Here is a 26,659-nt window from a genome sequence, read left to right as displayed (position 1 = left end):
TTTTTTATTAATTATTAAAGGATGAGTATTTATATGAAAATCAACGAAGTTCTCGCATACAGAAGACCATACGACCAATCTAAGGATATTATTGACGGTCTTCCAAGCTTTTTTCACTTAACACATAAACCAGGTGCCAAAAAACTCCTTTTAGAATCAGGAATTAATAAACCTGCGGATGTTAACGCCATCGATGGAAATAGAACACCAGTAATATTAATATCGAGTAGCCCTCATAAAATTGGTTCCACAGACACTCCGTGGCAAGACTTTTTTGATCCGGATAATGGGCATATAAGATACTATGGAGATAATAAAAAAACTGGACAAAATCCTGAAGTATCAAGAGGGAATAAAAGTTTACTAGCAGCTTTTGATGTACAGAATTCACTGGATAAATCAATCAGATTACATGCAACTCCTATTGTATTTTTCAAGAGAGTTTCATATAAGGGTAAGGTAAAGGGAAATGTGATGTTTCAGGGTTTCGGAATGGTTGAACGTGCAGAAAGAATAACACAATATGATATAAAAAAAGATGAATATTTCACGAACTATGTTTTTGATTTTGTTGTTTTTAGTATGAAAACAGAGGGAGAAGAATTTATGTGGGACTGGATAAATGCACGTAGAGATCCCGCCATGTCGATAAAGGATACTCTACGGTACGCACCAGAATCGTGGGAAAAATGGATTAGAGAGGGTTTGCCTTCGGTTGAAAAATATAGAAGGAGAGTTTCAAAAATACTAACAACAAAACCTCAAAATCAGAAACCAGGTAGAGGTTCTCGCGAAGAGAAGGCAATAAATGAAATATATAATTTTTATGATGGTAGTAGAAAAGCACGTTTTGAAGGGCTTGCCTCTCAAGTTGCACAAAAAATATTAGGCTCCGAAAAAGGATCGTACATGGAAGGGTGGATTACTCCTTCCTCCTCAGATGGAGGTTCTGATTTTGTAGGAAGGCTTGACATAGGTTCCGGTTTTTCGAAAACAAAACTCGTTGTATTAGGCCAGGCAAAATGTGAGAAATTTGATACCCCTACGGGGGGGAATCACATTGCTCGTACTGTAGCAAGATTAAAAAGAGGTTGGGTAGGAGTATATGTGACAACAAGTTACTTTTCTGAAGCAGTTCAAAGGGAAATTATTGACGACGGTTACCCGATTGTATTGGTTCATGGTTTAAGGGTAGCTGAAGAAGTGTTAGAAATGGTTTACGAAAAAGGATATTCTAACGTAACAGATTTTTTGCGGGAAATAGATAGTCTGTATGACGAAAAAATATTATCCCGAAGGCCAGAGGAGATTCTTTATTTATAGTATTAAGAATATAGTTTTCCTGCCTTGGTTTAGTATATGAAAAATTGTAAAAGGAGCTTGGATTACGAAGCTCCTTAATTTATGTTATTCTCAAAGTTCTGATTATCAGCCAACCTGAATTCATTGGGAGCTTCTCTTTAAAACTGGCTTATTTAATTTCTTATTTTCCTCAATAGTAGTAACCGCTCCAATAAGTTTCTTAATCATATGAACATGGATATATCCAAAATCTAACTTTTGTCTATATTCGGGCAATTTTATATTAATTGCTTGATGGGCACTATGTGCTCGTCAACAAGTATATTTAGAGGATTTTTTCAGCGAAACTGTGTCACTTTTTGAGCGTATGTACGAGGATACAAGAGTATGTTAGAGTAAATGATTACAACTTAGTGAGGAGGGACAGCGATGAGAAAAAGTACAAAGTGGGTATTATGGATTGTGGGACTGATGCTGGCTGCAATATTTGTGAATTTTTATATGAACCTATTTACGTTTGCTTATGCGTTGATTGCCGTGCTTTTGATGTTTTTTACCGGGTGGGGATTTCTGGCCAAGTTGAAAAACGATGTATACCAGCATGAAGAGCTGCACAAAAGAAGGCATGATTCTGCGATGGAGGATATAGACGAGTACACCAGATAACTTCTCTAATGTGCAGCTAAGCGCTAACGAACTCCATAGACGCTATTTGGCGCTTTTAAAGTCGAATTAAAATGTAACGATTCCCAGAGACGTTATCTCTGACATTAGGTTGATTTCTTTGCGAAAACAGTGTTTTTTTAATAAATAGCGTTACTAGGAATCGTTAAAATGTGGAGTAGGTGTTCTCATCTTAAATAAGGTTTCTCAGAATCGTTAGCGCTTAAGGCAAAGCGCATGGAGTATATGACGTGAACACGAGAGTCCGTATGGATCAATTGGCGGCTGCAATTTCGAAAACAGAATGTTCGAGATCCGGAATAACAAACTCATATTCAAATCCACCGCGTACGGCTGCACCTTTGAATTCAGCTTGGTTCACGTCTCGGGTTAGCAGTCCCATCTCCTGCATGACATCTTGGGCATCATTGTATGTGTAGTCTTCATTCGTTGTAAGAATTAGCACGGCAATGGCAACTAACTGTAATCCACCCGTAGGTTCACCGGTGTTTCCCGTATGGAACAAAGTGACTTTGTGAATTTCTCCTGCTTTATCCAGCACACCAGCCAGGCGTAAGTTATCGTTGAAGACATATTCAAAAGGTGTGGTGCTGTTATCGGCAGAGGTGGTTGTATTCAAACGAGAGATGTTTAAGCCATTCAATCGGTATTTGCCCACTGCGCTGTTAAACCTGTTTTTGAACTCATCTGCAGTCATGCCGAGGCTGGAGTTATGCAGCTGCTCGGATGAAGACGAACCCGGCTGCGCCGAGGTGGGCTGCTCAGAGTTCTCCGCAGAAGATTGGTCTGGCCGCACTGAACTAGACGGATCGGGATATGTTGAAGGAAATGCATCTTTGGCTTTAACTGTGGTGCCTGATCCATTCAGCTTCATTTCGTTTTCCCCGGATTGCGAAGCATTGGAAGAAGGAACCGTCATCATTCCAATCAGGCCGATAATACTACATACCAAACTCACCGCCCCAAAGATGACCCATTTCACCCGTATCTGCTTATGTTTGCGCGTGGACAAAACAAAAAATAGGAGCAGACGAAAGAAAGCAATCGATCCCAAAATGAACAAAGCGGTGTACAGCAGCTTCATAACTTCACCCCATCATTTCATGGTCACATAAAAGTAAAATATTGCGGAGCCTTCTAACGGATCGGCATTGACATATATCATAACACGTCATGAGAATTTATGATCATTGCTTCAGTGACACAGTACAAGCGAGCTGAAAAAATCCCTGCCAGCATCATACCAGCAGGGATTTTTTTGATAGATGAGAGAAGTATGGGAATGAAGAAAAGCCTTCATGTTACAACATGTCTTCATACCCTATCCATTTATACAGGCTTCACTGTAAATGTGAAGTGATACGGACGATTGGCCTGCAGCGTATACTCTGGATGCGTACGGGCACTCCAGCTGTCGTCACCGCCTACACCCATCTGCATGTAGTTGATGCGGGCGATGGTGTGTGAGCTTACTGGCAATTTGTAGACGTGGTCACCTGCTTCCAGTTCTTCTGGTGACCACGGAAGTGCATTGATTTCAAACGGAGCATTGGCTTCAAAATACAGACCGCTGCTGCCATGCACAGCATTATCAGCATTTCCGTCGTTTGCAGCCCTTCCAGCATTCCCGTCAGAGCCATCATTGCCCTTCTCACCATCACCACCCACAGCAGATGTGATTGCTGCATATCGCACATCCGTTTTGTTACCGCATTCCTGCGGTTTCAGGTATGGCACGAACTGATCACGAACGGTTCCGGTGTAATAGCCCAGGCGTGCACTGGTCAGACGGTCAACATAGTTGTCATGCGGCCCTCTGCCGTACCAGGAGATGGAGTCCAGACGATCTGTTAATTCAAACAGCATGCCGAATTCAGGCAGCTCAGGCAGACCTGCACCGGGAACGAGGGTTTGACTGATCTCAAGCTCGCCATTTGGTTTAATGTGATACGTGATAGACAGCGTAGTTCCCGGACTGGCATCCCATGTATAGTCCGTTACCACATGACAGCCCTGCACATCCGTATGATGTTCGAAACGAATCATTCTGTTCGTCACATGAGCATCCCGCCAGAACGCGGCGCGTTCATTCAGTTTGTTACCCAGATCGTTATCTGTCATTGCACGCCAGAAGTTCGCACGAGCAGGGGACAGCAGCTGCTCCTGAGAGTTAATCTGATAGGAAGTAAGTGCGCCAGTAACCGAGCTAAAGCTTACGGAAACTTCATCCGCATTCACTTTCAATCCGCCATCTTGCAGTTCCTCCACTTGAAGCGCGTCACTTGCTCCCGCAACAGGTTGCTGAATTGCACGCAGACGAGGAGATACGACAAACTGCTCCCAACCAATCTCATGCCCTGCATCTGCCCATTTGGCAGCTTTCTTGGTTACCAAAGATACAGTAAGCACAGCTTCCGTGTACAGATCAGAGGATGAGGTATAAGGAATGCGAACATCGACAGATTCGCCAGGCTGAGCAGCAATATCCAGGTGGCCTTTTTCTACAGGTACACCGTTATGGGATAACGTCCAGGCCAGTGCATATTCATTCAGATCGGTGAACAGGAAATGATTCGTGATGCGAATCAGCCCGGTTTGCAGATTGAGTGCCTGCATGCGAACGTTCTGATAACATTTTTTCACTTCTTCGAGCTTAGGTGTAACGGTTTTATCTGCCAAAATCAGTCCGTTGCCGCAGAAGTTGCCGTCATGCGGTGATTCACCAAAATCTCCGCCGTATGCGAGATATTCCACACCGTCTGCTGTCTTGGTACGGATCGATTGATCCACCCAGTCCCAGATGAATGCCCCTTGTAGAATCTCGTATTTATCGAACATTTCCCAGTACAAATGCAGGCCGCCGCAGGAGTTCCCCATGGCATGACTGTACTCGCAGATGATATAAGGTTTTTTATCACCCTTCATACGTGCGTACTGCTCGATATCATTCGGACTGATATACATCGTAGACTCAATATCACTGGCTGAATCGGAAGGGCGGTAGTGATAGGTGCCTTCATAATGAACGAGTCTTGTCGGATCAGCTTGTTTCAAATAGTCATACATGGCAATAAAGTTATCGCCGCCAAACGATTCATTCCCGAGTGACCAGATGATGATGGACGGATGGTTTTTATCCCGCTGGAACATCGAATTACAGCGATCGATAACATTGCTGCGCCATTCCGGTTTGCTTGCCGGGATGTTGTCGTCATTCATTTCTTTTTGCCCGTAGTACCAGGTACCATGTGTCTCCAGATTCGTCTCGTCAATAACGTAGAGTCCATATTCGTCACAAAGCTCATACCAAAGCGTCTGGTTCGGATAGTGGGACGTTCGTACAGCGTTAATATTGTAGGCTTTCATCAGCTCAATGTCGCGAATCATATCTTCACGTCCGATGGCCCGTCCTGAATCAGGCGAGAATTCATGGCGGTTGACACCTTTGAATACGATGCGTTTGCCGTTAATTTTCATCAAGCCGTCCTTGATCTCAAATCTGCGGAAGCCGACACGGGTGCGAACAGCCTCTACCGTTTCGCCCGATGTATTCTGAATGGACAGCACCAGTGTGTACAGGTTAGGCGTTTCGGCACTCCACAAGAGCGGGTTCGCAACTGGAGCAGAGAGGTGTAACGTTACTTCTTCTTCATTGGTAAAAGAAACCTCTGCCGCCAGCGGCTGATCCAGAACAAGCTGCTGCTCCGCATCATAGAGCTGCGCTTGAACCGTCAAGCCTTCCACTTGCTGTCCAGCATTATGATTGTACAGTTGCACATCCAACTGAAGTTCTGCATTCTGCAAAGCATCATCGAGTTCTGTACGAACGAAGAAATCAGCGATCTGAACCGGTGAAGGCGAGTGCAGATATACGCCGCGGAAAATACCGCTAAGCCGCCAGAAATCCTGATTCTCCAGCCAGCTTGCATCACACCAGCGGTAAACTTCAACCGCGAGCTTGTTCTCGCCTTCTGTCAGGTATGCCGTGATATCAAATTCCGCAGGTGTGAAGGTATCTTCACTGTAGCCCACAAGCTCTCCATTCACCCAAACATAGAAAGCTGATTCAACACCCTCAAAGTGCAGCAGGACAGGACGTTCCTTCCAGTCCGCAGGTACCGTGAATGTGCGAATATATGAACCTACAGGGTTGTAGGTTGCCGGTGCAAAAGGTGGCTTTAACTCAGGCTCACGCTCTACCCATGGATACGTCATGTTGGTGTAATGAGGGTAATCATAACCCTGAAGCTGCCAGTTGGATGGCACGCTAATTTCATCCCAGCCGCTGGCATTATAGTCCGTTTCATAAAAAGAAGTAATCCGCTGTTCCGGCGTTTCCGCAAAGTTGAACTTCCATGATCCATTCAGAGACCTGTACCATGGAGAAGAGGTGAACTCATTAGACAAGGCCTCTTCTATAGATGGGAACGCTACCATATTGGCATGCGCTGGCAGACGATTCACCTGAAACGTCTCGGGATTGTTGTTCCATTCCGGATATCCGTTAGCCGGAGGGGTGTGCACGAGTTTCTTTCGCATAACAGCAGCTCCTTTGATCATGTTATAATATATTCACAGTATAGAATTGATCAGGCACTTAGAGAATAAAGGATATTGCCCATGTATATCACAATATGAAACTAAGGCTGGAGAGCGTGGTGTGCCGGATGAATACACGAATCTTTTTTGGCAAAACAGATGAAGCCGCACGTCTGCCGATCTATATGACGACCGTCGGTTACTGGGAACACCAATTCGAAACGGAGCGCCCGGAAGGTTTCCCCGATTATCAGATCCATCAGGTCATTCAGGGGCAGGGCAGGCTGATTATAGAGGATGAAGAAGAATATACCGTTGGTCCGGGGGAAGTATTCATCACCTACCCTGACATTCCGCACCGGTATATGCCAATGACGGATCGCTGGGAGCTGGCGTGGGTATCCTTTCAGGGCAGGGAAGCCAGTCAGCTGCTGGCCTATGCGGGGATTACCAGTTCAGGCGTGTATAAACTTAGAAATCCCGAGCTGCTGTCTGCCTTGGAGCAGATGCTTGTGAGGGGAGAGGGCACGGGGGATACGATGGATGCAGCCGAGGATCGGGATAGCTCCAAACATCTGTACGCCCTGCTTCTTGATTTGAAACCGCTGCTGATTGTTTCGGACAATGACAACGATGAGATGGAGCGTCTAAAACCGGTGCTGCGCTATATTACAGAACATCTGGATCGGCCGCTATCGCTGAAGGAACTGGCCAACGTTGCCGTTGTATCTCCTCAATATCTGTGCCGGTTGTTCCAAAAGGCCCTGCATGTCAGACCTGTATTTTATATCAATCAAGAGCGAATCAACCGCAGTAAACAGCTGATGTTCAGTGAACGGGCACTGCGAATCTATGAAGTTGCAGACCGGGTTGGGTATGAGAATGCAAGTTATTTCTGCAGCATGTTCAAACGGCATACCGGCATGAGTCCGGAACGATTTCGGAAGCTGCACGGTTTAAGCTAAACCGGAGCGAACGTTACCCTGCTCATTTTTTGATCTGTTCTTCATCAGAATTTCAGTTTCTCTTAAGGTTGGGGGATTAAGATTACTCTTGTAAACCCCTTCTCGTGTTAAATAGATGTGTGACTGGCCCTGTTCGGATTATCCTCCGAGCAGGGCACTTTTTTTACCCTGATTAAAGATCATCATGATATGATGAGAGAGAAGACTGACCATAATGATACATAACGTGAACCCAGAGATCGGGTCAGATTTGTTCCATTTGAATGAGGAAGGGAAAGGCAGGGAAATGAATGGATACTCTTCTGCACTCGTTGTATCGTCCCGTACAACTGAATGGACTTGATCCGCGTACATACTATATCGAATGCGATCCGTCGCCTGTACTTAAGCCCTATGTCGCCTGTTACTGGGAGTCTGGGAGCCGTAAACATGCAGAAGGCGATGGACAAGACGCGGTGACAATGGATATCAAGGTGAGGGATATCATGCTGAAGTCTGCGACTTCTGCCCGTGTGCTGCCGGATGGCTGTACCGACATCCTGATCGATTATAATCCGGAGAAGGATCGACATGCGTACAGTTATTGCGGCAATTACATGCAGCCATTTGCTTTTCCGTTATCGCAGACAGCGCCGCTGGCGGGAGCTTATACATTTGGTGTGCGTTTTTTTCCCGGAGGAGCACCTTTCCTGCACGGCCAATCTCTGGATTTGTTCACGGATCAACGTATACCGCTGGAGGATTGCTGGCCGATCGGGTGGGACGAGCTGCGGATACAGATGCAGGAAACAATGAATTTCGCAGAGCGCGTGCAGGTGATGGAGCATTATCTCCGGCGTATGATTGCATCCAGCAGCTGGGCTCCTAATCAAGCCGATCAGGATTTGCTTCGCAGCGTTTTGCACCGCATCTTCAAGGAAAAAGGCACCATGAGTATACAGGAAATTGCGCTGCGGGAAGCGGTCAGCGAACGCCAGCTTCATCGTAAAATGACCGAGCAGGTGGGCATCAGCCCCAAGCGATTCAGTGAAATTGTTCGTTTCCATCAGGTACTGCACGGAATCCGGAATGGGCATACTGCTGACGGAGCAGCTCTTGCTCAGACCTATGGTTTCTATGATCAGGCACATCTGATCAGGCAGTTCCGCAAGTTTTATGGCGATACGCCGCTGGCTGCTGTTCAGGAGCATCAACAGATGTTGTCCGAAAAGTACAATGATGCGGCAGTATCCTCCGTTATACTATGAACCATAGACTTATTACAAAGGAGTAATGAATCATGAATGGAACATTGCAAATTCGGGATCATCTGTTAACGGAGCTGGAGACTGGCGTGCGTACAGGCGCTTCGTTAATTCGGCTTATACGTGAGGAGGACTGGGCATATCGTCCGCAGGACAATATGCGCTCACTCGTTGAACTGGTGCATCATTTTATCCAGATTACCGCTTCGGATCTTGTCATTATGCAGGAAAAAGGTGAAGCTGAAGTAAGTCAAGTGGAGAACAGCCTATCGGGAAACCAGGATATTGAGCAATTAGAAGGGACATTATGGAGTAACTTTGAGGCATATAAAGCGTATATCACAAGTCTCAGCGAAGAGGACTTTCTGAACCGCTCTACCCAAGCTTTCTATGCAGAGCATGGACATCTGCAGGTGCAGTGGCAGATCGAAACGCTGACACATGTGTTCCACCATCGCTCACAGCTCTACAATTATCTCAAACAGCAGGGGCATGAATTAAACTTCTTTATGCTGTATGCTTAATTTATTCTTGAACAAACAGCTCCGCCGGATCATCCGGCGGGGCTTGTTTTGTTTTTTGCGAATATGCAGTATCTATTAAACTTGCATGTCAGCTATAAATGTACGTTCTACCACGGTCGATTCACCGTGGCTTTACTAGATTTCAAACATAGAATACCGTATCAAAGCAAAAAGGAGGTGATTTTGATGGCCATCCTTTTACCATTACAATTCTACAATCTTCCAGCAGGTGTGGGTAAATCCTACTATGAAAACCTGTCTGGCGGCACCAATGCAAGTGTTACGGTGAACAACAATGGACCGTTTCCGGTATCTCTCGTCATCACTCGTGTCAATGCTCCGGTTGTCACTTATGTTGTTCCGGTGAACAGCAGTTTGAGCATTACCGCAAGTCAGGTGCTGGTCTTCGCTTTGCTGGCGAACCAGGGAGGTGCTGCTTCCGGTACGATTGAAGTTGCTTTGTCGTAATTCGGTGTGGTAGAAACTTAAGGGCCTCTGTCGGACATGTTCGGCAGGGGTCTTTTTTTGCTGGTGTGATCTGGATTTATAGTGATAATATACTAAGGTGTGTTGATTTACTATTTTAAGCAGTGTAGTCTGCAGGAAAAAGAAGGGAAGATAAGGATGATCAAAAAAATGTTCTGTTACATCCTAGGAGCAAGCCTAGGTTTAACCGTGCTGTTATCAGCGCCCATGTTAGCTCAAGCAGAAAGACAATCATTAAATTACAGTAACGGAGCAGTATATTACGGAGAGACCAAAAACGGAAAACCTCACGGGGAAGGAACAATGACATGGGGGAAATCCAAAACTTACAATGGAAGCTGGATGGAGGGCAAACGTTCAGGACAGGGAGTTTATAAGATGATAACGCGAGAAACAGACCGAATCTCAGAAACACAGTATGAAGGAACCTGGAAAAGCGATCAAAAAGAAGGCAAGGGGGAACTGCGTGTCAACGAGATTAGTCTGACTGGAACAATGCTGGAGTCACGAGTGCAAACAGGGACCTTTTCTAAAGATCAGTGGATTGCCGGGTATGATGTGCGCAAGGGGGAGTCTGACCCTCCGTATTATTTTGCTTATCAAGATGCAAAAATAAAACTTCAAATTATGGGTGAGGCAGGAGAAATTTTGAAAGGGCTTAAAGAAGGTTATTTCTTCACTTTTAAGTATCAAAAAGGAAAAGTACATAAAAATGTTGGTGTCGGGGATGAGTATGATCCCAAAGCGTTTCGTTCCTTTATCTTAAGTATAGAAAAAGAGATTAAACCTTATATCCAGCAATTCGAAAAGCTTGCGAAAAAACTATAATTGTTTATCCCGAACCCGGTACGATTAATTACATAGTATAGACCGCACGTTGAGAGCGTGCCTCGGATTCGGGAGGTTGATCGAATGAACCGCAAGCGAACAAAATTAATGGAAACAGAACGACTTGTATTTACGACATGGGACGAAGGGGATCAGGCACTCGCATTTGCGCTCTGGGGTGATCATGAGGTGACCAAGTGGATCAGCGGCAGCGATGTGCTGAGTGAAGAGGAAGTGGAAGCGAGGTTAACGCAGGAGATTCAGCGCGAGAAGCAGGAGGGAGTGCAGTACTGGGCTCTTTTTCAAAAAGATTCTGGCGTATTTGTCGGCTGCTGTGGTCTTTATCCTTATGCACCGGAAGAAAATATCTATGAGCTTGGTTTCCTGCTGACCCGGGATCACTGGGGACAAGGATATGCACAGGAAGCGGCACAGGCCGTTGTTCACTATGCTTTTGACAAGCTAGAAGCATCCTCTCTGGTTGCAGTGCATCATCCTGATAATGAAGCGGCGTATCACATTCTAAAGAGGCTGGGGTTTGAGCATGCGGATGATCGGCGGGATGAGGCATCAGATATGGTGCAGCCATTCTATCGTTTGCAAAAAAATAATGAAGTCTGCTGAATACATCCCTCATGTGGCGTTATCCAAATGAATATGCCGGAATCTAGTTAGAGGCAGCGCCATACGCCATGTCATTGAACGAGTTTCATATTATGCGGGATGATCCCCTGTTATTTTATGCTGTATTTATTTTGCTTTCAGCTTCTTTTAAGGTAAAAGGGATAAGATAACTCTTGTAAACCCCTTCTCGTGTTAAATAGATGTGTGACTGACCCTGCCGGGCGACGGCGGGGTGTTTTTTTGTTTTATTTCTATCTTATTATTATGTTACGATTTATAACAAAGAAAAACAAACATAAATAAAATATTACAAAAGTTATTTTAAGCATAAATCATTGACTTTCAAACACAAACAAAGGTATAATAAATGTGAAAAAAGGAACTTACTTTGATCGTGACAGACCATTTATAGTTGAACATAGGAGAGGATAATGATGAACGTGACCCTTCGTACCGAAAGACAGCACCCTGCCGGGTTCGATATTCCATTTGTACGCGAGATGGCAGAGATTACGCAGCATATGTGGAAGAATGGCTGGGATGAGCGCAACGGCGGCAATGTCAGTTATCTGCTGAGCGAAGAGGAGGTTGCCCCGTACATCGATATTCATCGGGTCATTCGGACCATTACACCTGCCTTTTCCGTGCAGGAGCTGGCAGGTCAGTACTTTATCGTTACGGCTTCGGGCAAATATTTCAAAAACGTGCTGGCAGACCCGGAGGGCAATCTGGGCGTGCTTCGTGTATCGTCAGATGGACAGGAGCTGGAGGTGCTGTGGGGACTGAATGGCGGAGCGAATCCGACAAGTGAACTGCCAACCCATTTTATGAGCCATATGGAACGTTTGAAAATAGACCCGAATCACCGGGTTGTGATGCACAACCATGCGACACATGTACTTGCGATGACCTTCATTCATGAGCTGCATGAGGCCAAGTTCACGAAGACTCTTTGGCAGATGTGCACCGAGTGTGTGGTGGTCTTTCCAGATGGCGTTGGCATTATCCCATGGATGATGCCTGGGTCGAATGAGATCGGCCGCGCAACCGCGGAGAAAATGAAGGAATACCACGCAGTCATCTGGCCGCAGCATGGCATATTTGGAACAGGCACAACGATCGACGAAGCGTTTGGACTGATTGAAACGATTGAGAAGGCCGCCCAAGTATACATGCTTGTTGCAGGCCATGACATCCGCCAGCGGATCACGGATGAGCAGCTGCGTGCACTTGCGCAGCAATTCGGCGTAACGCCTCGTCCCGGTATCATTGAAAGTTAACTTGCAGCAATCCGAATATGACAATGGTGTCATATCAAACTAACGAAATAATTGAACAGCAGCAGCCTTCGATTCTCTGAATCGAAGGTCTTTTTCTTTTTTTCAGGCAAACAATCGTCGTTTTGGTTCAAAAACGTTCAATTTGTTCAGTAAGAATGGCTTTGTTATCGAATATTGAATCGCAGCATGCATTATCACGCGCTGGCGATTTTCGGGTGAAATGACATATTGTCAATGGCTCTGCGATTTTGCATAATAACTATGCTTCACAGATAAAAACATACATTGCTTTACAGATGAGATGAAAATAAGCTTACAGATGAGAGATGGAAGGAAGTTATGATCATGCTTGGCAAAATGAAGAGAATCTTAATCGGCAAGCCAATGAAGTCGGCTGAATTGGATGCAGAAAAATTGGGGAAATGGAAGGCGCTCGCCATTCTGTCCTCCGATGCTTTGTCATCCGTGGCCTACGGTACGGAACAGATTTTGCTTGTGCTGGTTGCGGCCGGATTCGCCGCCCTGTGGTACTCGGTTCCGATTTCCATCGCCGTGCTGGGATTGCTCGTCATTTTAATTTTTTCGTATCGCCAGACGATATTTGCTTATCCTACAGGGGGCGGCGCATACATCGTAGCTAAGGATAACCTGGGTACCACACCGAGTCTGATTGCCGGAGGTTCACTGCTGGTCGATTATATCCTGACGGTGGCTGTGAGTTCGTCCGCAGGCACGGATGCGATCACATCCGCTTTTCCTGTACTGCATGACTATAGTGTCATTATTGCGCTTATTATGATTGTGTTTCTGACGGTTATGAATTTGCGGGGGGTTACGGAGTCAGCTTCGGTGCTGGCGATCCCCATTTATCTGTTTATCTTCTCCATTGCCATTCTCATTATTTCGGGCGGTATCAAGTTTCTGGCTGGCGGAATGCATGCTGCGGCTCCAGAGTTCGGAACAAGTCTGTCACATGTCAGCATCTTCCTGCTGCTCAAAGCGTTCAGTTCTGGGTGCTCGGCTCTGACCGGGGTAGAGGCGGTAAGTAACGCAATCCCGAACTTCAAGCAGCCTGCGGAGAAAAATGCCGCTGGAACCTTGCTGCTCATGGGATGTATCCTCGGAGCAATGTTTATTGGCATCACGCTGCTAGCCTTTGGGTACGGCATCAAGCCTGATCCGAAAGCAACGGTCATTTCCCAGATTGCCGAAGCGACGTTTGGCAGAGGGTGGATGTATTTTATCATCCAAGGTGTAACGGCTTTGATCTTGTTCCTGGCCGCCAATACAGCATACTCGGCCTTTCCGCTGTTGTCTTTCATGATGGCAAAAGATAAATATATGCCGCATATGTTTATGGTGCGAGGAGACCGTCTGGGCTTCTCGAACGGCATTATTTTTCTCAGTGTGATGTCTGCATTGCTGGTGGTAGGTTTCAAAGGAGATACCGGCAGCCTGATTCCGCTCTATGCGGTTGGGGTGTTCATTCCGTTCACCCTGTCCCAACTGGGCATGATGATTCGTTGGATCAAAATCAAGCCGTCCGGGTGGAGAACAAAGCTTCTGGTGAATACGATCGGTATGCTGACCACGTTGTCGATTACGCTGATTTTTATTTTTACCAAGTTCACGCAGACATGGGTTATCTTTATCTTCCTGCCGCTTGTAGTCTATGTGTTCATGCGCATTCGCAGCCATTATTGCAACATTGCAGACGAACTGCGTATCGATATTCAAGTGGATAAACCGGCCAAGAAAGGCAACACCATTGTTATTCCGGTGGCAGGCATTACTCGGGTCGTCATGAATACGATCAGTTACGCACAGACGATGTCGGATCATGTAGTGGCGCTGTACATTGGCTTTGATGATGAGGCCATTCGCAAGATGGAACAGAAGTGGGAGGAATGGAATCCCGGCGTGCGTCTGGTCGTAATCAAATCAAGGTACCGCAGCATTATGGGGCCGCTGAAGAAATTCATTGATACCGTAGAGTGGAAAACAGCTGAGACCGATCATATCACCATACTAATTCCGCAATTCATTACGAAGCACTGGTGGCAAAATGTACTTCATAACCAGACCAGCTTTATGATCCGTGCCTATCTGATTAATTATAAAGATGTGATTGTTACCACTGTACCGTATCATCTCAATCGATAATTGAAGAAGGCAGCGGAAATACCAGATGGGCGAGATGCTGAATGAAGTTGATGAAGTATCGAACTTAATGATCTGCATTTTGAAAATGGAAGTATAATGTAAAATGAGGTTTATCATTGTAACGTTAATATTTAATATAGTATTTACACATATTACCGCAGGGAATTCTCCAGGAGAGGAGGTTCCTTGCGGTTTTTTGTATATTTGTAAAGCGCAGTACCCTCTAGCTGATCCATGCTGTTTTGTGTAAAACAACTTGGTGAGGATTAACTTGATTTTGATGAACATTTCATTTGGCTGTGACATTGAAAATTTAGACTAGATCATGTGGTGCCGAGCTGAGTCCATCGCGAAGCTTGTACACTCAATCGAAAATTGAAAAGCTAAATGAGAAGTGTAAATCAAGAAATGTATTTTAGGAGGAAAAACGTCAGATGAGTGATCTTGATAACCAGTTCAGCCTGCCCGCCGTCAAACGGCGTATAACCTCAAGTACACGTGAACAACGAACAGCCTCACTTCGGCTGCAGCGTGTGAGGGAGAACCTGCTGGCCTATGGTTTTCTGGCACCATCACTGCTTTTGTTTGCTGTGTTTTTGTTTTACCCCATGTTCAAATCGGTGTATCTGAGTCTGCATTCTACCGATCCGACAGGACAGATTGCAGCTTACGTAGGGCTGGAAAACTTCAAAGCGGTATTTCAGTCAGGGCTGTTTATGCAGGGCATGAAAGTGAATTATTATTTGTCCTGTTCACCGTACCAACGGGTATATTCGGGGCTCTTATCCTAGCTGCTCTGACCCACAACCGCTTCAGGGGGATGCGTGTGTTCCAATTTGTATTCTCGCTGCCTGTCGTGTTATCGGTTGGCTCGTCGGCGGTCATCTGGAAATTTCTATTCCATCCGACGCTTGGCATGCTCAATTATCTGCTTGGCAGAGCAGGGATTGATCCCATTCCTTGGTTAATCAGTCCCGATTGGGCACTGATTTCCATCTCCATCATGACGATCTGGATGAATCTCGGTTTCAACTACATCATTCTATCCAGCGGATTGCAGGGGATTCCGGATGAAATCTATGAAAGTGCCAGGATGGATGGGGCAGGTGCACTCTTGACGTTTCGCAAAATCTCCATGCCGCTGCTGTCGCCAACCCTGTTCTTTGTGACGGTTGTATCCATCATTGGAGCGTTTCAATCCTTCGGTCAGATCAACATTCTGACTCGGGGCGGCCCAATGGACAGCACCAATGTGTTTGTGTATTCCATCTATCAGGAAGCTTTTGTTAACTTCCCCTTTGGGACAGGCAGTGCACAAGCTTTAATTCTGTTTGCAGTCATTATGCTGCTGACCCTGCTTCAGTTTAAATGGGTAGAAAGGAAAGTACATTACCAATGAGTGCAAAATGGACCCAGACCCTGCTCTATATGCTGCTGACGATCTGCGCTGCACTGGTGTTATACCCGGTGATGTACACCTTTTTCATGGCCGTGATGACTCCTGAGGATGCCAGTGCTTATCCACCGCATATTATCCCGACTGCCGTTGATTTGTCCAATTTCGCGGAGGTATTCGACATTGTACCGATTGGACGGTTCATCGGTAACACTTTTCTGGTAGCGGGCTTGACCACGATCGGTCAATTAAGTACAGCCAGTATGGCTGCCTATGCTTTTGCCAAGATGCAGTTCAGAGGCAAAAACATTATCTTCAGCATGTTTGTTGCCACCATGATGATTCCGTGGGAAGTCACCATGATCCCTAACTACCTGACGATTCGCAGTTGGGGCTGGCTGGACAGCTATCCGGGACTGACGGTGCCGTTTCTCGCAACGGCATTCGGTACATTTCTGCTCCGGCAGTTCTTTATGCAGCTTCCCAAGGAGCTGTTCGAAGCAGCGAAAATCGACGGCTGTGGACACATTCGTTATTTCATCTCACATGTGCTCCCACTGTCCCGTCCAGCCCTTGGCACGTTAGCCATCTATTCATTCCTGAGTATGTACAATTCATATCTGTGGCCGCTGCTCGTCACCAATACCCCTGAGATGAGGACAGCTCAAATCGGCATCTCCATGTTGGAGTTCCAGGAATCGACGGCGTGGAATCTGGTGTTTGCCGGAACGGCGATGGTGATTGTGCCATCCCTGCTGCTCCTGATCTTTGGACTGAAACAGCTGGTACGCGGCATGGCTGCAGGTGCGCTTAAGGGATGAAAGATAGATAAATAACTTGCAGCAATCTGCGTTAACATGTCTGGCCGAGCTTGCAGGTTACGCATGAACTGCCAGGAGCGAATAAAATGAGGCGCGCCTCTTAACAAAGTTTTTGTGAAACAGCAAGAGTAGTGGAGGAGAAGAATCAATTCTGAAGAAGCGAAGCGCTCGCCTTTGTCTCTAGAATTTACACAACTAAAAATAGTTCAATTAAATTTGGTGACAACAGCGATCGTAAGAATGATTCATATCCGTAACGGTCACTTTGCAGTTTACAAGAATCTTTTTTAACACGAGCCATATAAAAGGAGAGCGACATGAAAAAAGAGGAACCTTTGCACTAATGCTGGTCGCGCTGATGCTTATTATATCTGCCTGCGGCACGAAAGCAGAAACAAGCAGCCCGGGAAGTGGAGCTCAAGCTGAAGCTGCAGCAGCAGAACCTGTTCAATTGATCTGGTGGCACTCCATGTCTGGTGCAGGCGAGAAGGCGATTAATCAGCTCGCTTCCGATTTTAATGCAGGCCATCCGGACATTCAGGTTAAAGCAATCTATCAGGGGAAATATGACGAGAGCTTGAATAAGCTTAAAGCATCGATCGGTTCAGACAGCGGCCCGGATCTGATCCAGGTCTATGAGATTGGAAGCAAGTTTATGATCGACTCCGGTATGATTACACCGGTGCAGCAGTTCATTGACAAGGATAAGTTTGACCTGTCCCAACTGGAGCCGAACATTATTCGATACTATACGATTGATGGCAAATTGAACGCGATGCCTTTTAACACGTCAAACCCGATTTTGTACTATAACAAAGATATGTTCAAGGCTGCGGGTCTTGATCCGGAGAGTCCGCCAAAGACCTACGAAGAGTTTGAGAAAGCAGCGAAAGCATTATCGAAGGACGGTAAACCAGGTGCATCAATGGCGATTTACGGCTGGTTTATAGAACAGTTTTTTGCCAACCAGAATGCAGATTATGTTAACAATGGAAACGGCAGAAGTGAGACGGCCACGGAATCTCTGCTCAATTCTGAAGCTGGCGTGAAAACATTAACGTGGTGGAAAAAGATGATCGATGAGAAGACCCTCTCGAATCTGGGACGCAGCACAGATGATACCACCGCAGCTTTTACAGCACAGCAGATTGGCATGACGCTGGATTCCACTGCAGGACTGCGTAAAATTGTCGAAGGCTCAGGTGGTAAGTTCGAGCTGGGGACAGGTTTTCTGCCCCGTCCTGAAGGTGCCAAAGGCGGAGTTGTAGTCGGTGGCGCAAGCTTGTACATTATGAACAACAAGTCGGAAGCGCAGCAGCAGGCTGCATGGGAATTCATTAAGTACCTGGCGACACCTGAGGTACAGGCTAACTGGAGCGTAGCGACAGGATACTTCCCGATTACGACAGCAGCTTACGACGAGCAGGTATTAAAGGATAATATGGCGAAATATCCGCAGTTCCAGACAGCAGTCGACCAACTGCACGCTTCAGCTGATTCGACAGCAACATCCGGGGCCATTATGGGTGTTTTTCCAGAAGCAAGACAAATTGTCGAAGGTGCTGTTGAAACCGTGTTGAATGGACAAGGAGCACCGCAGGAGGCACTGGATGCAGCTGCGAAGCAGATTACAGAGAAAATCAATCAATATAACAGTACCGTGAAGAAGTAATGAATCTATAAAACAGCAGGCCAGACACCATATCTCTCTTGGTCGCACACATTTCCAATAGGGTAGAGCCGCAGGTGTAAATATGGCGATGACAGAGTTAACCGTATGGAAGGATAGATTGTTATATCCAAAAAAAACAGCTTGCAGAAATTGTTCTGCAAGCTGTTTTTTTGTCATGAAGACGTATCCCTTTTTATGTAAACTATTATCCCGAAAATTCAAGGGGACAAATATAAGACGCTGGATAAATGATTGACATGCTATCGGCTCATATCTTATAATCAACTCGTTCATTAAATTGATAATGATTATCATTAACGATTAGGAGAGAATATACAGATGAAAAAGAAATGGATTCTGCCACTCATTGTACTGATGATGTTTACGATCATTGCCAGCGCATGTGGTAACGGAGCTGCAAACGGTACATCAGACAATGGCAAACAAGAGACAACTGCAGAAGAAGGGACAAGCGGTGAATCAGCAAATACGGCAGATACAATCACGTATCCATCCGAAACAGGGCCAGTTGAGATTCCCGCCAAACCGCAGCGCATCGTTGCTCTAACGAACGGTCCAAATGTGCTTTCTATGGATGTAACACCAGTGGGCGTGGATAAATGGACGGCGGAAAACCCACTGTTCAAGGATAAATTAAAGGATGTCGCGATTGTAAGCGAGGAAGACCCCGAGAGTGTTTCGGCTCTTAATCCGGATCTGATCATTGCAGGTTCGCACATGAAAAATTTGGAGCAGCTGTCCAAAATTGCTCCAACCATTGTATACACTTGGGGGAAACTCGATTATCTGCAGCAGCAGCTGGAGATTGGCAAGGTGTTAAACAAAGAGTCCGAAGCGCAGGCGTGGATGGATGACTTCACCAAAAGAGCAGAAGAAATTGGTAACGAGATCAAAGCCAAATATGGTGATAAGGTAACAGTTTCTACGATTGAAATTGCTGATAAAGATGTTTTCGCTATGGGAGATCACTGGGCACGCGGAACAGAAGTACTGTATCAAGCCATGAAGCTGAATATGCCGGAAAAAGTGAAAAATGATACGTTAAAAGAAGGTTATCACTCCTTGTCACTTGAAGTTCTTCCGGAATACATGGGTGACTTCGTTGTGGTAAGTAGGGATATGGCCCGCGATAACGAAATTATGAAATCGGGGATTTGGGGTAAAATCCCGGCCGTTCAGAACAAACATGTGATCGAATTGGATACCAAATCGGTGACGTATAGCGACCCGACCACGTTGGAATATGTATTAAATATTTTCAAAGAAGGATTTCTTGGTGCAGGGAATAAATGAGCTGAATCTGCAGTTGGGTTTTGAATCAGAGAAGCTTTGATACAGAGCGCGCGTGCGGGAGCTGCATGCACTTCTTGACCGTGTAATCGAAATATACAATCAAAGAGACGAAGATGGCAGCCAAAGCCTCTTCGTCTCTTTGGTTTAATCTAGACAAAATCCCCTTTCTCCGTAGTAGAGAAAGGGGGTTAAAGGAAAAAATTCAATGATAACAGTATGAGAGCAGTTATAATGACTTATCTTATGATGAGTGTAAAACTGTTCTGACTTCTGATTAATTATCCTTCAGATCAGCTATAGATTTAACATCCATGTAAGCAGGAACGACAAGGCCGGTTTTCACGCCAGTCATATTAGGTCCCAAATCATCCAACTGATCTTTATATTTAGACCAGTAATCCGCATGTGTCAGCGGCAGCCATGCAGCCGGAGAAGCATCAACGTCTCCTGATGCAACACCAGTCCACATCGGTCCGGCTTCCACTTGCAGTGCGTTTACTTTGTAACCCAGATTGTTCTCCATTACGTATTTCAAGAGATTTGTACTCGCAATCTCCGAGTCCCAAGCCACATAACCAAGACGGAATGTGTCTCCGTTGACTGGCTTCAAACCTTTGGTCCATTCATTAATCTGGTCCGCATGTTTCTCCGCATAGTCTTTGGCAGCTTGTTCAGGGGAAGTACCGCCCTGAATAGCAATCATCATTTCGCCCATCTCATCTGAAGTCCACTTGAAACGGGACAGGAATTCATAAGCAGTCGGATGATCTTCCTTCAGACCTTTACGAGCGATGGTGTGTATCTCTTCTGCATCACCATATACCTTATCAGGGTCTTCCAGATATTTCAGATCATACTGGTTAAACATCCAGTGCGGAGTCCAGCCTGTAATAATAATGGGTTCTTCATTTTTGTAAGCTTTGTCCAGCGCAGCCGTCATGGCTGCACCGGACCCTTCTACCAGATTCCAGTTTGCCAGACCATATTTTTCAATGGCACTGGCGGTGGATTTCATGATACCGGCACCTGGATCGATGCCGATAATTTGGTGATTAACTTCATTTCCCACGTTCGCATTAGCCGCAGGTGAGGAAGAAGAACTGGAAGCGGAAGCCCCTGTTTCCAAATCTTCAATCGAGTTTACGTCTGTCATGTATTTTGGAACAACCAGACCTGTACGCACACCTGTCATGTTGGCTCCGAGATCTTCAACCTGATCTTTGTAACGATCCCAGTAGTCCGCGTGTGTTAGCGGCAGCCATGCAGCCGGAGAAGCATCAACGTCACCCGAAGCGACACCAGTCCACATTGGTCCTGCTTCAACCTGAAGCGCATTGACTTTGTATCCTAGTTTGCTCTCCATCACATATTTCAATAAATTCGTACTGGCAATCTCGGAATCCCATGCCACATAGCTCAGTTTGAACGTATCACCGTTAACCGGTGTCAGATCTTTCGTCCATTCATTGATCTGATCCGCATGCTTCTCGGCATAGTCTTTAGCTGCTTGTTCAGGGGAAGTGCCATCCTGAATAGCAATCATCATCTCGCCCATTTCATCCGAAGTCCATTTGAAACGCTTCAGGAATTCGTAAGCGACCGGATGATCTTCCTTCAGACCTTTACGGGCAATGGTATGAATTTCTTCGGAATCACCAAAAGATTTTTTCGGGTCTTCCAAATATTTAAGATCGTACTTATTGAACATCCAGTGAGGTGTCCATCCCGTTATAATAATGGGTTGTTCGTTTTTCATGGCTTTATCGAGTGTTGCGGTCATAGCGGCACCAGAACCTTCGATCAGATTCCAGTCAGACAATTTGTAATCTTCAATGGCTTTGGCTGCAGACTTCATAATACCGGCACCTGGATCGATACCAATAATTTGATAGTTTACTTCCTTACCTACAGCATTGGCTGCTCCGCTGCTGCCACCAGCAGAGCTAGTGCTGCCTGTAAAGTATTGTGAGAATCCAGCGATTAATACGACCAGTGTCGCTGCAGCAGTAATCCATGCCTTTTGTTTCGCCGAAACTCGGGAAGTCTTTTTGCGTCCTGGCATGAACAGGTTTTGCGTAAAGCGGTCAAGTACAATCGCAAGTACAACTACGGCCAGACCGGCTTCAAAACCTTTACCAATCTGCAGCTGCGTTACCGCACGATATACTTCCGCTCCGATACCCTGTGCACCGATCATGGAAGCGATAACTACCATAGAAAGGGACAGCATGATGGTCTGGTTAATACCGGACATCACGGTAGGCAGCGCGAGTGGAAGCTGTACCTTGAATAATTTCTGTGCAGAAGTTGATCCGAATGCATCCGCCGCTTCAACCAGCTCACCAGAAACCTGTTTGATTCCCAGGTGAGTCAGACGAATGGTTGGCGGAATGGCAAAGATTACCGATGCGATAACGCCGGGAACAACGCCGAGACTAAAGAACGTAACGGCTGGCAGCAGATAAACGAATGCTGGCATCGTCTGCATGAAGTCCAGCAGTGGCGTGATAATCCGTGCGGCTGTTTTACTGTATGCAAGCCAGATACCGACAGGCACACCCACAAGAATCGATATTAATCCTGACGTAATAACGAGGCCAAGCGTGTCCATGGATTGGGACCAGTAGCCCAGGTTATCTACGAGCAGGAACCCGATAACGGTAAACAAGGTAAGCGGCAATCTGCCTACCAGGAATGCCAGCACACCTAGTATGGCAATAAACAGGAGTGGGTGAGGCAGCATGAACAGCCCCGAGAAAAATCCAACCACTTCCTGAATAACAACAGAGATTACTTTAAACAATCCGGAGAGCGAGGAGCTCATCCAGTCAACGATGGATTCAATCCACGATGCTAGTGGTATTTTGGGAATCATTCAGAGCGTCCTCCTTTTCTGCAACTTCACCGCTTAGTGCACCGAGCAGGGCACCGCGAACGATAACACCTTGCAGACGGCCAGTTTCGCTTACAACAGCGAGCGGCACATGCGCTGAACTTACAATCTCGAACAATTCATGAATCAGGGTCTCAGGCGATACCGTCGGCCCATCCGTGATCAGAATGTCATTTAATACTTTATTTTCGCGCATTGCACGGGTTGCGTCTTCTGCTGTAATGACACCCAGCAGTTTCTTGGAGCGGTCAATGACAAACAGGTTCGATATACCGCGCTCACGCATTAATTCGAGAGCGACACGAGGGCCGCGATCGGTTGTGATCGTTTCAGGTCGGCGCATAACGTGTGATGCTGTGAGGACCTTGGACAAGTCCACGTCTTCGACGAAGCGGGCCACGTATGAGTTGGCCGGTTGAATCATAATTTCCTCAGGTGTACCGATCTGCACAACGGCGCCGTCTTTCATAAGAGCAATCCGGTCGCCAATGCGCAGCGCTTCGTCCAAGTCATGGGTAATGAAAATAATGGTCTTTTTCATCTTATCCTGAAGCTCAATCAACTCATCCTGCATATCACGACGAATCAATGGATCAAGCGCACTGAAAGCTTCGTCCATCAGCAGTACTTCCGGGTCATTCGCAAGTGCACGAGCGAGGCCGACACGCTGCTGCATCCCGCCGCTCAGCTCATCCGGCATTTTGTCTTCCCAGCCTTTAAGGCCAACCAGTTCCAACGAGGTTTTCGCTTTCTCCCGGCGTACTTCTTTATCTACCTTCTGAATCTCCAAGCCGTATTCCACATTATCAAGAACCGTTCTGTGCGGAAACAATGCAAACTTCTGAAATACCATGCTGATCGTTTTACGGCGCACTTCACGCAGTTGTTCTTTGTTCATTTTGCGCAAATCCTTGCCATGGACCAAAATTTCTCCAGATGTCGGCTCAATCAAACGATTGAACATGCGAACCAGTGTAGATTTACCACTACCGGACAGGCCCATAATAACGAAGATTTCACCTTCTTGTATTTCCATGTTGACCCGATTGACACCAACCGTTATCTGTTTTTCTTTGGCCAACTTTTCTTTCCCCCAACCCTGTTCCAGCAGTTCAAGACCCTGCTCGGTTTGGGGGCCAAACAGTTTACTTACGTTTTTCACTTCAAGTATGGTCATGTTTTCACCCCTTCTGATGTGTTGTGCACTTCGAACGGCTTTCAGCAGTCACAAGCCCATACACTTGTGCGCCCAGCCACGAAATCCGGTAATTTTTGCTTCGCTTCCCGTCTTTCTGGGTAACGGTTTGTATTCTAACAGTAGTTAACCAGTATATCAACCGAATAAACAGTACATAATGTTTGTACAGTAAAAACTGTATAAAGTTTTCCTCTCGTATACTCTGTCTATCTCCTTATTCTGGCTAATTAGGCAGCTTTACTTTTATTATCGCTTTTCCTACAATAGAAAATGAGCTGAATTAAAGCTTATTTTTTTGGTTAAAAGATCATCGTAGGCAAAATGAAGCATGGTAAAGTTCCCAATATTAGTTATTGGGTGTGAGATGTTTTCCTGACCTATAGGATATCCAGCTGCATGCTTTCCAATGTAAGCAGAGCTTGAACATGCTGATATTTTTTTGCCAAGACTGGAATGCTTAGAATGGAGGTTGCAAGCATGAGCTTGGACCATTTGCAAGAAGATCAGCAGGCTGCCGTGATGAAGATCCGTAAACGTGTTATAGAAGCCATCGGACGGAATATGGATCTATACGGCGTAACGTTGTCCACGGGACATTTATACGGATTGCTATTTTTCGCAGACAAACCGATGACCCTTGATGATATGGGCCGGGAGATGGAAATGAGCAAAACAAGCATGAGCACTGGAGTGCGAACACTGCTGGATCTTAAAATGGTAAATAAGGTGTGGAATAAAGGTTCTAGGAAAGATCTATATGAAGTGGAGTATGACTGGCACCAGACATTTACCGATTATTTCGTCATTAAATGGAGAAAAGCGGTGGAGAGTAATCTTCAGATTCTTCGTAAGTCCGTTGATGAGATGAACCGGATAATCAATGAGCTTGATGAACAGGTTGATGCGGACATGCTGCGTGTGCTGCATGAGGACAAGCGTAAAATACTGCAGGCGGAGGCGTATTATCGGTGGCTCGACAGGCTGATTGATACGATGGAAGATGAAGAGATTTACAAGCTTGTTCCAAAAGAAGAGATTAGAGAAGAAATGAAAGAACAATTATAGGATCAAAATCAAGGACCCGTTCCGGCAGGAAGGGTCCCTTTACTTCATTGTCCAATGGCACTGAAAATGGTCCGTTTCGTACGGATAGAAGAAGGTAATGCAGTCGGCTCCGGGTTTATCTTTTGCATCGGTTTTGCAGGTACTCGCAGTTTGGAGCCGCTGACCTGTATTTCGGCACGTAGAGTATTGGTATGGTTTGACCAAGCGAACCGATTCGGCTCCTGATTCCGACTGGATGCAGGTAAACGCTTGGTTTCCAGATGCTGAAATGCAAGTTTCTTGATATGCGACCTCGCTTCTTTCTCACGTCCGATAAGCTCTGCCAGGCGGAGATGAGTTTCGTTCCAGTCGTCCGTCTCTTCGACGATGACGGTGGGGGCAATGCTTTTCAGGCGATCGTAATACGGCTTGCAGGAGCGATCTCCTATGATTAAATCTGGCTTAGCCCGGCGAAGCTGATCAAGCTTGTTCGTTAATACATGCTCATCGTCTGCTGCATCTGTCGAATGATTTGTTAAGTCCAGTGATCCGATAGGCCGGAGCCCTAGGAAGCGTAAATGTTCATCAAAGCCGGTGCTGGAAACTGCAGCTGCACGTAAACGATACTTCTTCATATATATACTTGGCGCAATGCCGAGCATTTGCTTGAATTTACGGCTAAAATAATATTCATTACCATAACCTACGGATGCGGCAACGTCTTTGAGAACACAATTCTCCTCGGACAGCTGCTTTTTGGCTTCTTCGATCCGCAGAAGATTCAAATAATCGGTAGGTGACATGCCTTTTGCTTTTTTGAAGCTTCGGGAATACGAACTTGGTGTAAGTCCGGCGATTTTGGCAAGTTGATCCATGCTGATGCCTTCACGCATGAAACGATTCATATACATAATGCTGCGCTCCAAAGCGGGGTCCACCTTTTCAAGATTGGCTTCCAGCCGATTCTCTAACAGAAACTGCAGCAGTTCGTGCAGCTGGGTATGTATGCTGACAAAATGGTCTGACTGTCCGGCTCGATACGATTCATGCAGTTTGGTCATTCGTAATGCCGCTTGTTCTTCATGCCGGATTCGCAATTTGCCCGACTGCCAGCCCGGAGGAAGAGAAGGAGATGGCGTCATTTTCCATTGGCCTCGTTCTCGCTTCATACTCATATATTCCATACTAACCATTAGAAATTCAGTAGTTTCTGAGTTCGGCAAAGCGTCAACCGGGGTACCCGGTTCGATCATGAACAATTCTCCTGCTTGTGCCTCATATACAATGTCGTTCAGAGCCAACAGGCCTTTGCCTTGTAAAATAAGACAAAGTATGGGCCGGTTTACCGTCATGCCTTGTAGACGAAAATTGCTCCCGCGGCGTACAAGGCACATTGAAGAGAGCAGCGGCAGAGAAGAGGTTTCGGTTAATGCGTGAAACGATTCATTCATACGGACCATCCTTTTGTCTTATTTTCTTAATGATAACAATTATCATTCTCAAATGGAAGGTGTTTTTGAAAAATAGTTTCGAAAGAAAAAGAGAATATAAAAAAGGATGACTATCGGCAGCTAAAGGGCTGTGAAGTCATCCTCCATGGGATACATACAGCGAATTTGAATAGTATATGGACGCTCAGACGAGTGTCTTTTTATTTGTCGTTTCTTATACGGAAATGAAAG

At 45.9% G+C, this 26,659-nt stretch carries 19 protein-coding genes and 1 pseudogene; 15 read left to right on the top strand and 5 right to left on the bottom strand.

The features are described from left to right. Positions 1-33 precede the first annotated feature (33 nt). Both ABXS70_RS19550 and ABXS70_RS19545 read left to right on the top strand, forming a co-directional pair. Positions 34-1,323: a restriction endonuclease gene (locus ABXS70_RS19550; protein ID WP_366290133.1), complete on the top strand. Its 1,290-nt coding sequence runs from the start codon at positions 34-36 to the stop codon at positions 1,321-1,323. A gap of 408 nt (positions 1,324-1,731) precedes the next feature. Further along, positions 1,732-1,968, top strand: a complete 237-nt coding sequence (locus ABXS70_RS19545; RefSeq protein ID WP_342554673.1) for a hypothetical protein — start codon at positions 1,732-1,734, stop codon at positions 1,966-1,968. A gap of 271 nt (positions 1,969-2,239) precedes the next feature. Here the strand turns inward: ABXS70_RS19545 and ABXS70_RS19540 are convergent, their stop codons facing one another. Both ABXS70_RS19540 and ABXS70_RS19535 read right to left on the bottom strand, forming a co-directional pair. Then, the gene (locus tag ABXS70_RS19540; protein WP_366290130.1) at positions 2,240-3,070 is read right to left on the bottom strand and encodes a hypothetical protein; all 831 of its coding nucleotides are present in this window, start codon (positions 3,068-3,070) and stop codon (positions 2,240-2,242) included. Between the two features lie 245 nt (positions 3,071-3,315). Beyond that, on the bottom strand, positions 3,316-6,525 hold the full coding sequence (locus tag ABXS70_RS19535) for a glycoside hydrolase family 2 TIM barrel-domain containing protein (RefSeq protein ID WP_366290127.1): 3,210 nt from the start codon (positions 6,523-6,525) through the stop codon (positions 3,316-3,318). A gap of 128 nt (positions 6,526-6,653) precedes the next feature. Here ABXS70_RS19535 and ABXS70_RS19530 point away from each other — a divergent pair, with 128 nt between their 5' ends. The 12 genes and pseudogenes from ABXS70_RS19530 (at position 6,654) to ABXS70_RS19475 (ending at position 19,842) form a co-directional block, all read left to right on the top strand. Further along, positions 6,654-7,490 carry an AraC family transcriptional regulator gene (locus tag ABXS70_RS19530; RefSeq protein WP_342554676.1) on the top strand — a complete coding sequence of 279 codons (837 nt, stop codon included), beginning with the start codon at positions 6,654-6,656 and terminating at the stop codon, positions 7,488-7,490. 290 nt (positions 7,491-7,780) lie between these two features. After that, on the top strand, positions 7,781-8,737 hold the full coding sequence (locus tag ABXS70_RS19525; protein ID WP_342554677.1) for a helix-turn-helix domain-containing protein: 957 nt from the start codon (positions 7,781-7,783) through the stop codon (positions 8,735-8,737). A 32-nt stretch (positions 8,738-8,769) separates the two neighbouring features. After that, positions 8,770-9,258, top strand: coding sequence for a DinB family protein (locus tag ABXS70_RS19520; protein WP_342554678.1), 489 nt, complete (start codon positions 8,770-8,772; stop codon positions 9,256-9,258). Positions 9,259-9,444: 186 nt separating this feature from the next. After that, positions 9,445-9,726: a hypothetical protein gene (locus tag ABXS70_RS19515; RefSeq protein WP_342554679.1), complete on the top strand. Its 282-nt coding sequence runs from the start codon at positions 9,445-9,447 to the stop codon at positions 9,724-9,726. Positions 9,727-9,882: 156 nt separating this feature from the next. Continuing rightward, positions 9,883-10,572, top strand: coding sequence for a hypothetical protein (locus tag ABXS70_RS19510; protein WP_342554680.1), 690 nt, complete (start codon positions 9,883-9,885; stop codon positions 10,570-10,572). 84 nt (positions 10,573-10,656) lie between these two features. Then, on the top strand, positions 10,657-11,196 hold the full coding sequence (locus tag ABXS70_RS19505; protein WP_342554681.1) for a GNAT family N-acetyltransferase: 540 nt from the start codon (positions 10,657-10,659) through the stop codon (positions 11,194-11,196). A 434-nt stretch (positions 11,197-11,630) separates the two neighbouring features. Further along, a complete protein-coding gene (gene rhaD / locus ABXS70_RS19500) occupies positions 11,631-12,476 on the top strand; it encodes a rhamnulose-1-phosphate aldolase (RefSeq protein ID WP_342556263.1) in 846 nt (281 codons plus the stop codon). A gap of 345 nt (positions 12,477-12,821) precedes the next feature. Further along, complete coding sequence (locus tag ABXS70_RS19495) at positions 12,822-14,639, top strand: APC family permease (RefSeq protein ID WP_342554682.1); 1,818 nt, start codon at positions 12,822-12,824, stop codon at positions 14,637-14,639. A gap of 434 nt (positions 14,640-15,073) precedes the next feature. Further along, positions 15,074-16,038 (top strand): annotated as a pseudogene (locus ABXS70_RS19490) (sugar ABC transporter permease). Further along, on the top strand, positions 16,035-16,856 hold the full coding sequence (locus tag ABXS70_RS19485; protein WP_342554683.1) for a carbohydrate ABC transporter permease: 822 nt from the start codon (positions 16,035-16,037) through the stop codon (positions 16,854-16,856). The pseudogene ABXS70_RS19490 and the gene ABXS70_RS19485 overlap by 4 nt, the downstream one beginning before the upstream one ends. Positions 16,857-17,199: 343 nt before the next feature. Further along, positions 17,200-18,528, top strand: coding sequence for an ABC transporter substrate-binding protein (locus ABXS70_RS19480; protein WP_342554684.1), 1,329 nt, complete (start codon positions 17,200-17,202; stop codon positions 18,526-18,528). Between the two features lie 339 nt (positions 18,529-18,867). Continuing rightward, positions 18,868-19,842, top strand: coding sequence for an ABC transporter substrate-binding protein (locus ABXS70_RS19475; RefSeq protein WP_342554685.1), 975 nt, complete (start codon positions 18,868-18,870; stop codon positions 19,840-19,842). Positions 19,843-20,116: 274 nt separating this feature from the next. Here ABXS70_RS19475 and ABXS70_RS19470 read toward each other — a convergent pair whose 3' ends face one another. Together ABXS70_RS19470 and ABXS70_RS19465 are read right to left on the bottom strand one after the other, a co-directional pair. Continuing rightward, positions 20,117-22,717, bottom strand: coding sequence for a glycine betaine ABC transporter substrate-binding protein (locus tag ABXS70_RS19470; protein ID WP_342554686.1), 2,601 nt, complete (start codon positions 22,715-22,717; stop codon positions 20,117-20,119). Then, positions 22,683-23,912 (bottom strand): glycine betaine/L-proline ABC transporter ATP-binding protein, encoded by a 1,230-nt coding sequence (locus ABXS70_RS19465; RefSeq protein WP_342554687.1) that lies wholly within the window; start codon positions 23,910-23,912, stop codon positions 22,683-22,685. Before ABXS70_RS19465 ends, ABXS70_RS19470 begins: the two co-directional genes overlap by 35 nt. Before the next feature lie 498 nt (positions 23,913-24,410). Between ABXS70_RS19465 and ABXS70_RS19460 the strand changes: the two genes are divergently transcribed. Further along, the gene (locus tag ABXS70_RS19460) at positions 24,411-24,998 is read left to right on the top strand and encodes a GbsR/MarR family transcriptional regulator (protein ID WP_342554688.1); all 588 of its coding nucleotides are present in this window, start codon (positions 24,411-24,413) and stop codon (positions 24,996-24,998) included. Between the two features lie 44 nt (positions 24,999-25,042). Here ABXS70_RS19460 and ABXS70_RS19455 read toward each other — a convergent pair whose 3' ends face one another. After that, positions 25,043-26,428 (bottom strand): helix-turn-helix domain-containing protein, encoded by a 1,386-nt coding sequence (locus ABXS70_RS19455; RefSeq protein ID WP_366290117.1) that lies wholly within the window; start codon positions 26,426-26,428, stop codon positions 25,043-25,045. Between the last annotated feature and the right edge of the window lie 231 nt (positions 26,429-26,659).

The organism is Paenibacillus sp. AN1007 (assembly GCF_040702995.1).
Classification (GTDB): Bacteria; Bacillota; Bacilli; order Paenibacillales; family Paenibacillaceae; genus Paenibacillus.
This window is presented reverse-complemented; position numbering and strand designations above follow the sequence as displayed.

Coding starts and splice junctions, on each gene's coding strand:
- ABXS70_RS19480 (WP_342554684.1), top strand. CDS start 17,200: ATGCTGGTCGCGCTGATGCTTATTATATCTGCCTGCGGCACGAAAGCA.
- ABXS70_RS19545 (WP_342554673.1), top strand. CDS start 1,732: ATGAGAAAAAGTACAAAGTGGGTATTATGGATTGTGGGACTGATGCTG.
- ABXS70_RS19530 (WP_342554676.1), top strand. CDS start 6,654: ATGAATACACGAATCTTTTTTGGCAAAACAGATGAAGCCGCACGTCTG.
- ABXS70_RS19505 (WP_342554681.1), top strand. CDS start 10,657: ATGAACCGCAAGCGAACAAAATTAATGGAAACAGAACGACTTGTATTT.
- ABXS70_RS19520 (WP_342554678.1), top strand. CDS start 8,770: ATGAATGGAACATTGCAAATTCGGGATCATCTGTTAACGGAGCTGGAG.
- ABXS70_RS19510 (WP_342554680.1), top strand. CDS start 9,883: ATGATCAAAAAAATGTTCTGTTACATCCTAGGAGCAAGCCTAGGTTTA.
- ABXS70_RS19515 (WP_342554679.1), top strand. CDS start 9,445: ATGGCCATCCTTTTACCATTACAATTCTACAATCTTCCAGCAGGTGTG.
- ABXS70_RS19495 (WP_342554682.1), top strand. CDS start 12,822: ATGCTTGGCAAAATGAAGAGAATCTTAATCGGCAAGCCAATGAAGTCG.
- ABXS70_RS19460 (WP_342554688.1), top strand. CDS start 24,411: ATGAGCTTGGACCATTTGCAAGAAGATCAGCAGGCTGCCGTGATGAAG.
- ABXS70_RS19485 (WP_342554683.1), top strand. CDS start 16,035: ATGAGTGCAAAATGGACCCAGACCCTGCTCTATATGCTGCTGACGATC.
- ABXS70_RS19475 (WP_342554685.1), top strand. CDS start 18,868: ATGAAAAAGAAATGGATTCTGCCACTCATTGTACTGATGATGTTTACG.
- ABXS70_RS19455 (WP_366290117.1), bottom strand. CDS start 26,428: ATGAATGAATCGTTTCACGCATTAACCGAAACCTCTTCTCTGCCGCTG.
- ABXS70_RS19525 (WP_342554677.1), top strand. CDS start 7,781: ATGGATACTCTTCTGCACTCGTTGTATCGTCCCGTACAACTGAATGGA.
- ABXS70_RS19535 (WP_366290127.1), bottom strand. CDS start 6,525: ATGCGAAAGAAACTCGTGCACACCCCTCCGGCTAACGGATATCCGGAA.
- ABXS70_RS19550 (WP_366290133.1), top strand. CDS start 34: ATGAAAATCAACGAAGTTCTCGCATACAGAAGACCATACGACCAATCT.
- ABXS70_RS19470 (WP_342554686.1), bottom strand. CDS start 22,717: ATGATTCCCAAAATACCACTAGCATCGTGGATTGAATCCATCGTTGAC.
- ABXS70_RS19465 (WP_342554687.1), bottom strand. CDS start 23,912: ATGACCATACTTGAAGTGAAAAACGTAAGTAAACTGTTTGGCCCCCAA.
- rhaD (WP_342556263.1), top strand. CDS start 11,631: ATGAACGTGACCCTTCGTACCGAAAGACAGCACCCTGCCGGGTTCGAT.
- ABXS70_RS19540 (WP_366290130.1), bottom strand. CDS start 3,070: ATGAAGCTGCTGTACACCGCTTTGTTCATTTTGGGATCGATTGCTTTC.